General features: G+C 69.4%; 8 protein-coding genes. 4 read left to right on the top strand and 4 right to left on the bottom strand.

The window, feature by feature from the left end; genetic code table 11:
- Nucleotides 1–19: 19 nt before the first annotated feature.
- Nucleotides 20–2,149, bottom strand: coding sequence for a protein kinase (locus OV090_RS05960; RefSeq protein ID WP_267702507.1), 2,130 nt, complete (start codon nt 2,147–2,149; stop codon nt 20–22).
- 21 nt (nt 2,150–2,170) lie between these two features.
- Here OV090_RS05960 and OV090_RS05955 point away from each other — a divergent pair, with 21 nt between their 5' ends.
- The 3 genes from OV090_RS05955 (at nt 2,171) to OV090_RS05945 (ending at nt 6,116) form a co-directional block, all read left to right on the top strand.
- Entirely contained in the window at nt 2,171–3,100 is a 930-nt protein-coding gene (locus OV090_RS05955) for a hypothetical protein (protein WP_267702506.1), read from the top strand.
- 74 nt (nt 3,101–3,174) lie between these two features.
- Nucleotides 3,175–4,749, top strand: a complete 1,575-nt coding sequence (locus tag OV090_RS05950; RefSeq protein WP_267702505.1) for a thrombospondin type 3 repeat-containing protein — start codon at nt 3,175–3,177, stop codon at nt 4,747–4,749.
- Complete coding sequence (locus tag OV090_RS05945) at nt 4,749–6,116, top strand: hypothetical protein (RefSeq protein WP_267702504.1); 1,368 nt, start codon at nt 4,749–4,751, stop codon at nt 6,114–6,116. The genes OV090_RS05950 and OV090_RS05945 overlap by 1 nt, the downstream gene beginning before the upstream one ends.
- Before the next feature lie 195 nt (nt 6,117–6,311).
- On the opposite strand, the gene OV090_RS05940 is transcribed toward OV090_RS05945, so the two are convergent.
- The gene (locus tag OV090_RS05940) at nt 6,312–7,526 is read right to left on the bottom strand and encodes a CHAT domain-containing protein (protein WP_267702503.1); all 1,215 of its coding nucleotides are present in this window, start codon (nt 7,524–7,526) and stop codon (nt 6,312–6,314) included.
- Nucleotides 7,527–7,851: 325 nt separating this feature from the next.
- On the opposite strand from OV090_RS05940, the gene OV090_RS05935 reads away from it, so the two are divergent.
- The gene (locus OV090_RS05935; RefSeq protein ID WP_267702502.1) at nt 7,852–8,196 is read left to right on the top strand and encodes an RCC1 domain-containing protein; all 345 of its coding nucleotides are present in this window, start codon (nt 7,852–7,854) and stop codon (nt 8,194–8,196) included.
- Nucleotides 8,197–8,199: 3 nt separating this feature from the next.
- On the opposite strand, the gene OV090_RS05930 is transcribed toward OV090_RS05935, so the two are convergent.
- The gene (locus OV090_RS05930; protein WP_267702501.1) at nt 8,200–8,607 is read right to left on the bottom strand and encodes a response regulator; all 408 of its coding nucleotides are present in this window, start codon (nt 8,605–8,607) and stop codon (nt 8,200–8,202) included.
- Nucleotides 8,604–13,919 (bottom strand): AAA family ATPase, encoded by a 5,316-nt coding sequence (locus OV090_RS05925; RefSeq protein ID WP_267702500.1) that lies wholly within the window; start codon nt 13,917–13,919, stop codon nt 8,604–8,606. The genes OV090_RS05930 and OV090_RS05925 overlap by 4 nt, the downstream gene beginning before the upstream one ends.
- Nucleotides 13,920–14,174: the final 255 nt, after the last annotated feature.

Genomic DNA, 14,174 nt, shown 5'->3' with positions numbered 1-14,174 from the left:
ACGGCCTCGTTCGCGGCGATCAACCCCCGCCGCGCCGGGGAAGCGTCAGGGACACGTCGAAGGCCCGCGCGGCGTCGACGCCCTCGGCGAGCCCGGCGAGGACGCGCGCGAGCTCCCGCTCGAGGCAGTCGACGGTGCCGGGGGCGAGTCGACTGTCGGCGAGCATGGCGAGCCCCGCGAGCTTGCCGGCCTCACCCGGGGTGACGCGGACGGCGATCTCCTCGGCGACGTACGGCGAGCCGCAGGAGGCGAGCTCGCGCTCGAGACGACCGCGCAGGGCGTCGCGGCCGAGCGGGCGCACGGATGGGGCGGAGGCGTCGCGTGGCGGCTTGACGGGCGCGGGGCGCGAGGCCGCGGGCGCAGGGGGGCTGGCTGCAGGGACAGGTGCGTGAGGCGAGAGGCCGGGTCTGGCCGAAGGGGCAGGTGGGACGGGCGGGTCTTCGGTGCTGGCCGAAGGGTCAGGTGAGCCTGCGGATGGGCTGGCCGCAGGGGCAGGTGGGGTAGATGAGTCTTCGGGGCTGGCCGCAGGGACAGGCGGGCCTGCGGATGGGCTGGCCGAAGGGGCAGGTGAGACGGGCGAGCCGTCGGGGCTGGTCGCAGGGACAGGTGCGTCGGCGTCGGGGCTGGCCGCAGGGGCAGGTCCAGTCGCGGCGGCTGCAGGTGGTGATGTCGCAGGCGCCGGCGGGGCGGACCCCTTGTCGACAGGCCAGACCTGCCAGGCGATCACTGCCGCGAGCAGGGCGACGGCGAGGCCGCGAGCGACGCGCGAGCGCGACAGGGCGGCGGAGCTGTCCGCGGGGACAGGAGCCTCGGCGGCGCGGGTGGCGGAAGAGCTGGCCGGGGGGACAGGCGCCGGAGAGGTGAGGGAGCTGTCCGTGGGGACAGGTGTGTGGGGAGCAGAGGCGCTGCCCGGGGGGGCAGGTGCACGGAGGGCAGAGGAGCTGTCGGCAGGGACAGGTGCAGGGACGGCGGAAGAGCTGTCCGTGAGGACAGGTTCTGGGGGGGCGGAGGAGCTGTCCGTGAGGACCGACGCGGAGGTGGCAGAGGAGTCGTCCGCAGGGGCATATGTGCCAGGGATGCGGGTGTCCGAGCGGGGAGGAGCGTCAAGGGGGGCGGCGGTGTCCGCGGGGGCATGGACGCTCCGGGCGTGCTCCGTGAGGCGCAGGCCCAATGATAATATGTCCTCCGGGCCAGGTACGGCGGTGACTGGCATGTCCGCGGGGACAGGCGTGCCGCCGGCCGTGGTCTCGCCCTCGGGCTGCGCGAGCACGGACGCGGGGCGGTCGAACGTCTGCGGTTCGGCGGTGACGGGGATGTCGGCGATCGCGGCGGCGAGCGCTTCCATCGACGCGAAGCGCTCGTCGGGGTCCCGGGCGACCGCGGTGGCGATCAGTCGGTCGATGGCAGGGTCGACCGCGCACACGCTGGCGAGCGCGGGCGCCGGGGCGAGCAGCATGCGGGCGAGGATCTCGTACGCGTTGCCGGTGTGGAGCGGGCGGCCGGCGAGCATCTCGAACATCATGGCGCCGAGGGCGTAGATGTCGGCGCGGCGGTCGCCCTGGCCCTCGAGCTGCTCGGGGGCCATGTAGCCGATCGTGCCGAGCAGCTCGCCGGCGCCGGTCAGCTGCGAGGCGCCGCCGGCCTCGCGCGGGACCTTGGCGACCCCGAAGTCGAGCAGCTTGATGGGGACTGCGCCGCCTTCCGCGTCGACGCAGAAGCAGTTCTCGGGCTTGAGGTCGCGGTGGACGACGCCGCGGGTGTGGGTCAGCCGCAGCGCCGCGCACACCTGCAGGGCGATCGCCCGCGTCTGCGGCCAGCCCATGCCGCCGAGACGGCGCAGGCGTCGGCGCAGGTCCTCGCCCGCGAGCAGCTCCATGACGTAATAAGCGGAGCCGTCGTGCTCGCCCATGTCGATCACGCCGACCAGGTTGTCGTGGCGCATCGCCGAGAGGACGCGGGCCTCCTGCAGGAACCGCTGGACTGCGCCGGGCTTGCGGGCGATGTCGACGCGCAGGAACTTGATCGCGCGCGGCTGGGCGAGGCCGACGTGCTCGGCGACGTACACGGTCCCCATGCCGCCCTGGCCGAGCCGCGCCTGGACGCGGTAGCGGCCGTCGAGGAGGACGCCGGTGTAGTCTGCCTCGACCACGCCGCATGGTACGATACGCCGGTGCTGGCGTGCCCACGTCTGGTCCTCGCCGCGGCGATCGCGGCCTCGCCGGTGACCCCGACGCAGGCGGCCGGGACGTGTCCGAACGAGCGCGCCGACGCGGGCGCCGACGCGAACCTCGGTAACTGCCTCGGCGACGCGCGCGAATCGAGGCGAGCGAATGAGCCGCGGCTGGCGGCGGCGGCCTACGCCCGGGCGCTGATGTTCGCGCGCGAGGCCTACGCGGCCGGCAAGAAGGAGGGGGCCGCGGCGGACTGGTACGCCGCGGCGGGCGAGCAGATCGTGCACTACGGGACGGAGGGCTGCGCGCTCGCGTCGAACCTGACGGGCGAGGCGCCGCGGGCGATGCTGACCGCGTGCTTCGAGTTGCTCGACGAGTTCCTCGCGGACCTCGAGGCGGTGAACGCGGGAGCGTCGCGGTCGGCCGCGGCCGCGCGGCAGCGACGCGCGGAGCTGGAGCCGCTGCTCGCCGGGCTGCCCGCGCCGCCCCAGCCGGAGGCGCCGCCGATTGCGAGGCCCACGGCGCCGCGCGGCGAACCGACGTCGGCGTCGCCGAGGCCGGTGCTGTCGCTGCGGCGGCCGACCGGGCTCGACGCGGGGCTCGGCGTGTCGGCTGCTGTCGCGGGCCTGGCGATCGCCGGGCTCGTGGTCGGCGACGGGCTCGGGCGCAGGGCCCACGCGGCGGCGCTGTCCGGGCCCGACGCGGCCGGTGCCCCGGTGGGCGTCGACTTGTGCGAGGCGATGGCGTCGGCCGTCGGGTGCGACGACTTGCGGTCGGCGCGGCGGCTGTTCGTCGCGAGCGGTGTCACTCTCGGCGTCGCGCTGGCGGCGACGGCGTTGTTCGCCGGGCTGCGCGTCCGCCATGCCCGACGCGCGCGCGTCTCTGCTTCGTGGAGCGGACCGCGTGCCGGCGTCGCGGTCCATTTCTGAGCGCGCCGACGATGGGACCGGCCCTGAAAGCCCGTGAAAGTGACGCCCGGCGGCTGGCTGCTATCGTCGATCGCATGCGACCTGGACTGTGGAGCGTGATCTTGATGATGGCCGCGTGTACGACGAACGCGGGGCTCGGCGACGAGACTGCGACCAAGACGACGAGCGCGTCCGACACGACGAGCACGTCCGATCCGGAGCCGACCGGCGGGGGCGCGCCGCTGACCCTGCACGGCGTGGCGCAGAAGGGGCCGTTCGTGCTCGGGGCGTCGATCTCGGTGTCGCCGCTGACGAACGCCGGGCAGCCGACGGGCCAGCAATTCGAGGTGCCGACGAGCAACGACGGCGGCGAATTCTCGGTCGACGGGGTGCCGCTGGGCCCGGTGGCGCTGCTGGCCAACGGGTATCACTACGACGAGATCCGCGGCGGGCCGTCGATGGCGCCGCTGACCCTGCGCGCGCTCCACCGGGTCAGCGGCGAGGCGACGACGGTCAACATCCACGTGCTGAGCCACCTGAGCGAGCAGCGGGCGCGGATGCTGATCGCCGAGCAGGTGACCGTCGAGGACGCGCTGGCGCTGGCCGACGCGGAGGTCGTGGCGGCGCTGGGGATCGGCAAGCCTGGGTTCGCGCTCGCCGGGGCGGCCGCGGAGGCGAGCGTGCTCGGGCCCGACACCGACGACAACGCGTATCTGTTCGCGGTCAGCGCGGTCGTCATGCAGGCGGCGTACATGGCAGATCCGGAGGCGGCCGACGCGGCGGTGCAGACGCTGCTCAACCAGCTCGCGGCCGACCTCGCGGGCGACGGCACGCTCGACGACGGCGCGCTGCGAGGCCGGCTCGAGGCGGCCGAGACGGCGCTCGAGGCGAAGCCGGTGCGGGCGGCCCTGGCCAACTACATGGCGGGCCTGGGCCTGCCCGGGACGCCGCCGGACTACGCGCGGATCCTCGATCAGGACCACGACGGGCTGGCCAACAGCGAGGACAACTGCCCGCTCGTGGCCAACCTCGATCAGGTCGACGCCGACGGCGACGACCGCGGCGACGTGTGCGACGCGTGCCCGAACAGCGGGGTCGACATGGACGGCGACGGCTACGACGACGGCTGCGACAACTGCCCCGCGGTCGCCAACGCGGACCCGCCGCAGGCGCCGTCGCAGTTCGATCCGCTCAGCGACATCGACGAGGACGGCCTCGGCAACGCATGCGACTTCTGCCCGAACTCGAAGGGCCCCGGCGCCGATCCTGACGACGTATGTTGCGACCCGCGGGTCGGGGGCTGCATCGAGGACAACGGGGCGCCGAGCCTGGGCTGCCTGCCCGAGGGCGCCTCGTTCGCGTGCAAGGAGGCGCTCGGCGGGTGCGGGCCCTACGAGCAGTGCTACTGCGAGGACCTCGTGTGCATGAAGGCGGGCGCGATCCGGTCGGACCCCGAATGCTACCATGACGGGTGCCGGTGCGACGAGTTCCGCTGCATCGCCGAGTGGTGCACCGTCGGCGAGACTGTGTGCAAATTCGGAAACACGTGCGTCCCGTACTACGGCCCGGGCGAGGCGCCGGAGCCGGCGGTGGAGAATCTCGGTTTGTGCCTCGACGCCGACAGCGGCCCGTGCGTCGGCAAGACCGCGCTCGAATGTCTCGATTGGTGATGGCAAGACTGTGGGGCACCGGAGTCGCGCTCGCGGTCGTCGTGACTGCGGGCGCGGCGTGCCCTGTGTGGTGGGAGGCGGTCCCCGGGGCCGGTCCGCCGGGCTGCGGCGACGGCGAGGTCGGGGAGGGCGAGGTGTGCGACGACGGCGACGCGCTCGACCACGACGCGTGCGCGGCGGACTGCTCGCGCGAGACGGTCGTCGCGGACATGTGCGCGGCCCGCTCGCACACCTGTGTGGTGTTTGCCGACGGGGCGGTGCGCTGCTGGGGCTCGGGCGCGGCGGGGCGGCTCGGCAGCGGCGACGCTGCGACGATCGGGGATGCGGCGACCGAGCTGCCGGCGGCCGACGTGGCGGTCGGCGGCGCGGCGGCCCAGGTGGTGTGCAGCGATGATTTCACCTGTGCGCGGCTGGTCGACGGCGATGTGCGCTGTTGGGGCGGCAACGCGTGGGGGCAGCTCGGGCGGGGCGACACTCTCGAGGTCGGCGAAGAGCCCGGGTCGCTGCCGGTCGCCTCGCTCGCGCTCGGCGGGCCGGCAGAGCAGATCTGGGCGGGCCACGGGCATGTGTGTGCAATCCTCGGCGGCGGGCAGCTGCGCTGTTGGGGCTGGAACCTGCTCGGCCAGCTCGGGATCGGCAGCACCGAGGCGGTCGGCGACGAGGCGAACGAACTGCCGCCGCCGACGATCGCGCTCGCGGACGTGGTCGAGGTCGTGGCCGGGGTCAGCCACACGTGCGCCCGCGTGAAGGCCGGCACGGTCCACTGCTGGGGCAGCGGCTCGCGCGGAGAGCTCGGCTACGGCGACACGCTCCGCCGCGGCGACGCGCCCGGCGACCTGCCGACCCCGGCGGTCGCGCTCGGCGGCGCGGCGGTCCAGCTGGCGGCCGGCGGCCACCACACCTGCGCGCTGCTGGCCGATGCGTCGCTGCGCTGCTGGGGAGCCAACGACGCGGGGCAGCTCGGTCAGGCGCGCGCGGGAGACATCGGTGACGACGCCGGCGAGATGCCGCCGCCGTCCATCGAGGTCGAGGGGGTCGTCCAGGTGGTCGCGGGGGCGAATCATACGTGCACGCGTCACGAGGACGGCGCGGTGCGCTGCTGGGGCGCGGGCGCGGTGGGGCAGCTCGGCGACGGCAAGACCGCGGACATCGGGGTCGATCCACTGACGTTCCCGCCGGCCCCGGTCGACCTCGGTGGCGAGGCCGATCGGCTGGCGGCGAACGGCGGCGACACGACGTGCGCGCGGCTCACCGACGGGTCGCTGCGCTGCTGGGGCGCGAACGAGTCGGGGCAGCTGGGCCTCGGGTTCGCGCGGGCCGAGCCGTCGACGACGACGCCGGCGGTCGCGGGGCGGGTGCGGTTCTGAGGTTGTCTCGGCGCGCTAGCACATCGGCGGCCGTGGGACACGCTCGTTCGCTGTGCCGAGACGGGCTCGCCGAGCGACGCGAGCATCAGCGACGAGGTCAAACTGACTCCGGCGGCAGTGAGTGCGTATTTCGAAATGAGATCCGCAGGCCATCGCAATCTTTTCGGAACGTTACGTCCTGATCGCAGTGGTAGGTCAATCAGCAGACGGTACCGTTGGCCCAACGCTTTCGGATGCTTCGACCAAGATCGTTTGGTTTTCCCCTGAGATAGGTATTGTCGGCGTTGTGTGCTCCATCAGCCGGGCAAGTATGTCCCCCGGGGATGCCATAAGCGCCGGGTTCGCAGAAATCCTACGCTGCTCTTCGCGAGTGAGCTGCTTCACCACGAGAGTGCTCTTCCCGTCAGGGCCCGGGTACTGAACGATCAACAGAGTGTCCAAGACGAATGCGACATTGGTTGGCGCATTGGGATTGCTGAACGAATTCATGATGCGCTCGATTGCCAATGAGTACTCGCTGGTGACGCGACTGAGCGGCATGTCGCGGCCTCGGGCCAGGACCGCGTCTTCTGCCTCGCGCAAGCGCTGATGAAGTTGCTCGTCGTTCTTGAACCATAGCCAGAAGCGCTTCAGAAATGAACCAGTGATGGCCGGTTCAGTTGCAACCAGGTCTGCATTTAGCTTCCGCGCGAGATGTTCCATTGCAAAATGGAGCCCGGGGACGTCGTCCGCGGTGAGGGTCGCATTGGAAACAACTATGGCGAGAATCAGGCCCTCCCCGGTGTGGCCACGATCAAATAACACTGGGTGGCCAGATGCGATGCGTTCTTGTGCAGATACTATTCTCGCCATGCTGAATGCGCTCGGGATAGCTAGCCCGCCCGCAAGAGATGAATAGAAGGCCCCTGAGAACCGGATGGCTGCGCTGTCTGCGACCGGCCGCATGAATGCCATGGTCTTTATGCCCTGCATGGAGAGAAAATACGCTGAAGATAGAGCGTCGTTCGTAGCGAAGATGACCAATTCTACTCCTCCGGCGGTATGGATCATTTCGGCAATTATCTGGATTGGCACGAGAGTGGATCCTTGTTCGGATTCGCTCTCAAGACTTATGGCTCCAGATGTCGAATGGGCAGAGATGTGGATGATCTGTGGTCGGCATCGGATTATTTCTTCAAGAATGTCAGACAGAGTTGCCGCCGTAATTGCACTGAGATGCACGCGCTCAAACGGTACTTTGCGAAATGCGCGCGACAGCGAACGTAGCTCTTTGTCGATGTCCAAGCGGGGCGCGTTAGGAGGGGAGGCGGCGACGAATAGGACTCTCAAAGCTGGGAGACCTGCATCCGCCGGATGGCTCGCCAGTTCAGGCGAAGGCATGGGAAACGAGTCCGTCTTGAGCGAAGTCATGGGACTGATGATGGGGGAATTCGATGCTTCGTGTCAACCGGTCGCTGACCCGCCGCTGTGTTCGGGTGTTCGTGGCGGCGTGCGTTGACGCCGCTCCTTCCTCGACGAAGTCGCGGTTGTCGTAGACCTTGTCTACGGCGACTTTTTGTCGGCTCCGAGCTGGAACGGTGTGCTCTAAAAGCATGCACGCGAGGTCGGGCAGATCAACGCGCCGGCTCATTCGTGGTCGCCGACAACGCCCATGCCTGCCCCGAATACAGGGCCCTGGTGCGCGCCCGGCTCCGGCTACCTGTCGATTCCGTTGGCTCGTAATGGAGAGCTGCCGATGGAGAATCCAGCGCGCGTGCGGGCGTCGTGGTCGCCGGGACCATGGCCCTGGTGCAGCCAGGTCCCAACGAACACGCCTCGCTATAACTGGCGTCGGCAGCTCGGCGACGGCAAGACCGCGGACATCGGGGTCGATCCACTGACGTTCCCGCCGGCCCCGGTCGACCTCGGTGGCGAGGCCGATCGGCTGGCGGCGAACGGCGGCGACACGACGTGCGCGCGGCTCACCGACGGGTCGCTGCGCTGCTGGGGCGCGAACGAGTCGGGGCAGCTGGGCCTCGGGTTCGCGCGGGCCGAGCCGTCGACGACGACGCCGGCGGTCGCGGGGCGGGTGCGGTTCTGACTGTCAGGCGCGAAACGGACTGTTCCGCGACGATCGCCACTGGGTGATGATCTCCACCAGTCGCTCGATGTTGAACGGCTTCTGCAGCACTGGCCGGTCGAGATCGGACTCGCGCAGGCCTGCTTTTCCGTACCCGGTCATGAAGACGAACGGGAGACCCCGCTCGGCGAGGACGTCGGCCACGGGATAGACCTTCTCGCCGGCGACGTTGATGTCCAGGCCCGCCCCATCGATCCTCGCCTCGCGGGCCAACCGAAGCGCGTCCTTCATGTTCAAGGCCGGGCCGATCACCTCGCAGCCGAGGTCGGTCAGGGCGTCTTCGAGGAACGCGGCGATCATCGGTTCATCCTCGACGATGAGGACCCGTAGACCCTGCAGCTCGCCCGCGTCTCGGGGGTCCTGGTTCGTCATATGGCTACGCGGTCCAGGGGCAGGTCCATCACGCAACGCACTCCCTCGGGCAGGAACTCGAGGCGCACGTCGCCGGTGAACTGTCGCTTGAGGTCGCGCTCGATCAGGCGCGAACCGAAGCCCTTGCGCTGCGGCGCCCGCACCGGCGGCCCGTTCGTCTCGTGCCATTCCAGGTGGATCCGCGGCTCGGCCGCGCAGGTGTCCACGTTCCACGCGACTTCGACCTGGCCGGACGGCACGGACAGCGCTCCGTACTTGGCCGCGTTGGTCGACAGCTCGTGGAAGACCATGCCGAGCGTCACCGCCGCCTCCGGGCGGAGGGGCACGTCCCGGCCGGCCAGGCTGAAGCGGCGGGCGTCACCCTCGGCATACAGCGCCAGCTCGGCCCATACGATGTCGTGGAGGCTGGCGCTCTGCCACGAGGTCTCGTTCAACAGGTTGTGCGTCTGGGAGAGGGCCAGGAGGCGGGCCCCGAAGGCCTCCGTGAAGGCCTTGGGCGAATCCGTCGTGCGCAGCGTCTGCGCCGCGATCGCCTGCACGATCACCAGAGTGTTCTTCACCCGATGGTTCAGCTCGTTCAGCAACAGCTTCTGGCGCTCCTCCGCCTGCTTGCGCTCGGTCAAGTCGAGGAAGAACGCCACCCCCTCGCTCTGCGACCCCTCGAAGCGGGCGCCGCCGAGGAGCACCGGGATCCGGCTGCCGTCCTTGCGGACATACTCTTTCTCGAACGGCCTGAACTCGCCCGTCAGACGCAGCTCCTCCAGCGCCCGCTCGTCGGCCTCGTGAAATTCCGGCGGCGTGGATTTCGCCCAGTAGAGCTTTCCGGCGTCCACGTCCTCCCGGCTGTAGCCGAGGAAGCGCAACAATGCGTCGTTCGCGTAGGTAATCCTGCCGCCCAGATCCCAGAACGCGATGCCGATGATATTGGAGTCCACCAGGCACCGGATCCGCGCTTCTCTCTCCCGCAGCGCCAGCTCCACCCGCCGGCGCTCGCTGTTTTCTTGCTGCAGCTGGGTGTAGAGACGGGCGTTCTCCAGCGAAATGGCCGACTGGGACGCCAGGAGCTCCAGCATGGCGATCCGATCGGCGGTGAAGACGCGCGGGGTCAGGTTGTTCTCCAGATAGAGGACTCCCACCAGAGTGCCCTGTTTCACCAGGGCGAGGCAGAGCACGGAGCGGGGCTGGCGCTCGCGCACGTAGGGGTCGTCCGAGAACAGGTTGGGCGCGGCAGCGTCGTCGAGGATCACGGTCTCCCGCGTGCGCATCACATAATGCAGAATGGCAGTGGGGAGATCGTCGGGGGTGATGGGAGCCTGGCGCAGGGTGACCTCGACCCGGTCGCGCACGGTGACGACCTCGGCCTCGAGGTCGCATTCGGCGCCACGAGGGTGGATCAAGAGGCCGCGCTCGGCGCCCGCGTTCTCGACCGCGATCGTCAGCAGCGTCTCGATGAGCCGGTCGAGGACGAGCTCGCCGGAGACCGCCTGCGAGGCCTTGAGCACGGCGGCGAAGTCCAGCTCGACCTGCCCGGCCGCCCGCCGGCGCGTCGCCTCGCGCTGGAGGAGGCGCGGGAAGTCCCGCTCCAGGCGCTCGGTGATGCGAAAGGCGCCCCAGCGAGCGTACAGGCGATGCGCCTCGGTCATGTACGCGCTCGCCAGGAACTCCCTGTCGAGGTCGAGGTAATGGCGGGCGCAGAGCTCGCTGGCCAGCGCCGCGTCATGCAGGAATCGTCCCTCCCGCGCGGCGGCGATCCCATGGTCGTAAAGGGCGCCCGCGCCGTCGCGTCCCAGGGCCCGGGCGAGCTCTGCCTGCAGGATCAGGCTGCGGTGGCGGAAGCTCGCCGGGCCGAACCGCGCCCACAGCTCCACCTTGCGCGCGCATTCGCCGAGCCGCGCCAGGTAGACCTCCTTGAGCGCCGGGGCGGCGGTCCCTGCGGCCCGCGAGAAAGCCAGGCCGCCGTAATAATAATAGCAAGGGCTCGCGATCCAGGCCGCGAGCATCCCCAGGCGCCCCGGGTCGGTCGAGCCCCACATCTCTGCCACCTCGGCGTACTCGCCCCGGAACACGCCGGCGAGGACGTCGAAGGTGTTCAAGAAGTAGAGGGACGCCCGGTTGTCGATCCTGCGGGCCTCCTCGGTGACTGCGTCGATGTCCGCCCACGCCGCGGACATCGGCCCGCCGTCGACCGGCGCGCCGAACGCCTCGGCGAAGCGCGCGACGCCCCCGATGATCCACGTGATCGCGTTGAACTTGTCGAGCTTGCAGAGCGGCAGGTACAGCCTCGCCTCCTCGAGGACCTCGCGCAGGTGCGCCCCGCGGAGCAGGCTGTTCAGGCACGCGTTGCACGTGTTGTAGAAGGCCCAGATGTATTGCCCCGTCTCGATGCCCGCGTGGATGCCCTTGCGCAGGGACGCCTTCGAGTGCTCGTAGGAGTCCTTCCAGTGCTGGACCCACGCGCCCCACATGTTGCACAGCATGGACTCGGACTTCTTGTCCGGGTGGAGCTCGTCGAGGCGGACCGCCGCCTGCCCGAACTCGTGGCCCTTCTCGATGTCGAGCCTGGCGCACAGGAGCGTCCCGAAATTCACGTACGCGTAGATCGAATTCCTCGATATGCCGTGCTCGATCGAGTTCTGCAGGATCCGCATCACGGTGATGCCGAAATTGTTGGTGCCGAGCTGATAGGTGGGCGAAAACATCTCCTGCAGGACATCCTGCAGGACGGCGATCTCGGGGTCGTTCAGGGCCGGCAGGTCGACGAGAGATGCGATGGGGCGGTCGCCGAGGATGGCGATCGTCCGATCGAACTCGGCGGAGAGCATGTCGTCGTCGGGGTAGGGCGGCAGATGGATATCGAACGCCCGCAGGGCCGCGAGCCCCTCTTCCAGGGCCGCGGGCAGGTCGTTCTTGAGGATCTCCACGTTCATCTTCAGGCGCCGCACCTCTGTCTTGTGCAGGCGTCCCCTCGCATGATCGAAGCAGCCGGCGAGGGTCGCCAGCGCGTCGTCGTGCCGCCCGCAGAGCGACTCCATCACGCCTTTTTCCGTGTGATAGACGAATGCCAGCTCGTAGTCGGAGGTCCACGCGTCCGCGGGCAGCATGGTCATGCCGTGCTCGAGGTACTTCAAGGCCGCGGTGAAGGCCGCCGACTCCTCGGCGCGCCTGGCCGCCTGAAGATTGAGCCTGGCGGATTGCATGCGCTCTGGCGCGGCCCGGAGCAGGTCGCCCGCGCTGTTCAGGTGATTGACGACATCGAACAGGTTGCGCCCGGCGTCGAGATCCAGCTTGCCGAGCAGGAGCCTTGCGATCCGGTAGTGAAACGCGGGCCGGTCGCCTGCCGGGATCAGCGAGTACGCGGCCTCCTGGACCTTGTCGTGCGCGAAGCGGTAGCGCCCGTCGTCCCTCACGATCAAACCTTCCGCGAGGGCTCTGTCGAGGCTCCCGTACGTCTCCTCGAGCGAGCGCTCGCTGACGGTGTTCAGGACGTCGAGGTCGAAGGTGTTGCCGATCGTCGAGGCCAGCCGCAGCACCTCCTGCGTCGCCCGCGGCAGGCGCCGAAGGGTCTCCGCCATGAGGCTGAGGACGTTGTCGGTGTACTCCAGCCGCGCGATTCGTGGCAGGTCCCAGCCCCAGCCCGCCTGGGGATCGAAGACGAGCACCTTCGTCTCGTGGAGGTGCCGCATGAATTGCTTCACGAAGAACGGGTTGCCCCCGGTCTTCTGCAGGACCGCGTCGGCGAGCGTGCCGCCGTCGGCGATCTGCAGGCTGTCGTGGATGAGCTCGAGCAGGTGGGCCCGCCGGAGGGGCTCCAGGACGATGTGGACCACCTCGAGGCCGCCCTCTCGCAGCGCCTCCAAAGCGATGAGGAACGGGTGCGTCGGGGACACTTCGTTGTCCCGATACGCGCCGCAAAAAAACAGCGACTCCATGCCCTCGCTAGCGAGAAGGGTCGTGATGAGGCCGAGGCTGGCCGAGTCCACCCATTGTAGGTCGTCGATGAACAGGGCCAGCGGGTGAGCGTGTCGGGCGAACACCGCCACGAACTTTTGAAAGTACAGGTTGAAGCGGTTCTGGGCCTCGACCGGGCCGAGCGTGGGGACCGGCGGCTGCTCGCCGAGCATGTGCTTCAGGCAGGGGAGGACGTCGCAGATGACCTGCCCGTTGCTCCCGAGGGCGTCCAGGAGGGCGCCCCGCCACTTCGTGATCCTCTCCTCGCTCTCGGAGAGGAGCTGTCGGATGAGCGAGTCGAACGCCTGAACGATGGCGCTGTAGGGCGTGTCGCGGTTGTGCTGGTCGTACTTCCCGCTGATGTAGTAGCCCTTCTCGCGCGCCAGCGGCTTCAGGATCTCCTGGACGAGAGACGACTTGCCGATGCCCGAATAACCGGACACGAGGACGATCGCGCGCTTCCCCTGGAGGACGGCGGCGAACGAGTCGATGAGCCGTCGGATGTCCTTCTCGCGGCCGTAGAGCTTCTGGTGGATCTCGAAGCGGTCTCTCCTGTCGTACTGGCCGGGGCTGAACGACCCGATCCCGCCGCTGCCTGCCCATCGCCGCCGGCACTCTTCCAGATCGGCGCCGAGGCCCCTGGCGCTGTGATAACGGTCCTCGGCGTTCTTGCTGAGGAGCTTCGTCGTGATGGCACAGAGCGCCTGGGGGACGTCAGGGTCGATCTCCGCCGGCGGGACCGGCCTCACGGCCATGTGCGCGTGCATCAGCTCGAGCGGGTCCGTCGCCTCGAACGGCCTGCGCCCTGCGAGCATCTCGTAGAACACGATCCCGAGCGAGTACATGTCGGTGCGGTAGTCCACGCTGCGGTTCATGCGGCCGGTCTGCTCGGGCGAGGTGTAGGGGAGCACCTGCGAGAGGACGCGGGGGCTGTAGATCTCCTCCTTTTCGCGCGTCACGTCGCAATCGACGCCGAATCCCGTCAGCTTCACCTGACCTCCCTCGCCGAGCAGGATGTTCGGAGGCCTCACGTCGCCGTGGATGAGACCGCGCCGGTGGATGTCGGCCAGGGCTTCGACCATCGAGATGGCGGCGTCCAGGAACGTGCGGACGTCGAGCTTGCCGCGCGGCGTCGCGGACAGAGCCCTGCCCGGGAAATACTCGGTGACGAGGATCAGCCCATCCCCGTGCTCCTCGACATCGAGCACCTTGACGACCCGCTCCGAATCGATGCGCTTGATGATGCCGTAGGCGTGCTTGAAGCGCGTGATGTCGGCCATCCGTGTGTATTCGGTGTGCAGCACCTTCATCGCCACCCGGACCCCGTCGGCCTCGCGGTGGGCCAGATACGTGGCCGAGCCCACGGTCTCGTCAATCTTCGCGGTGACGTGATACCCTTTGATCCGAACCGTTCGTTGCTCCGTCGAAAGGTGTGTCATGGGGATGTCCTCCGCATGCCTGCAGTCGAGCAGGCTCCCCCGTCCCGGGGGGGCGGATCGGGCAAGCTCTGGAACAGCCGCCACGACCTTCGGAGCCAACCAGCTTAGCAGAAGCGGCGCGCCGACAAGGGCGCGGAGCGGCGCGGCTCCCGAACCGCGAGAGACGCAACGGCGCCCGGA

The sequence above is a fragment of the Nannocystis sp. RBIL2 genome, assembly GCF_026626745.1.
In the GTDB taxonomy this organism is placed as follows: Bacteria; Myxococcota_A; Polyangia; order Nannocystales; family Nannocystaceae; genus Nannocystis.
This window is presented reverse-complemented; position numbering and strand designations above follow the sequence as displayed.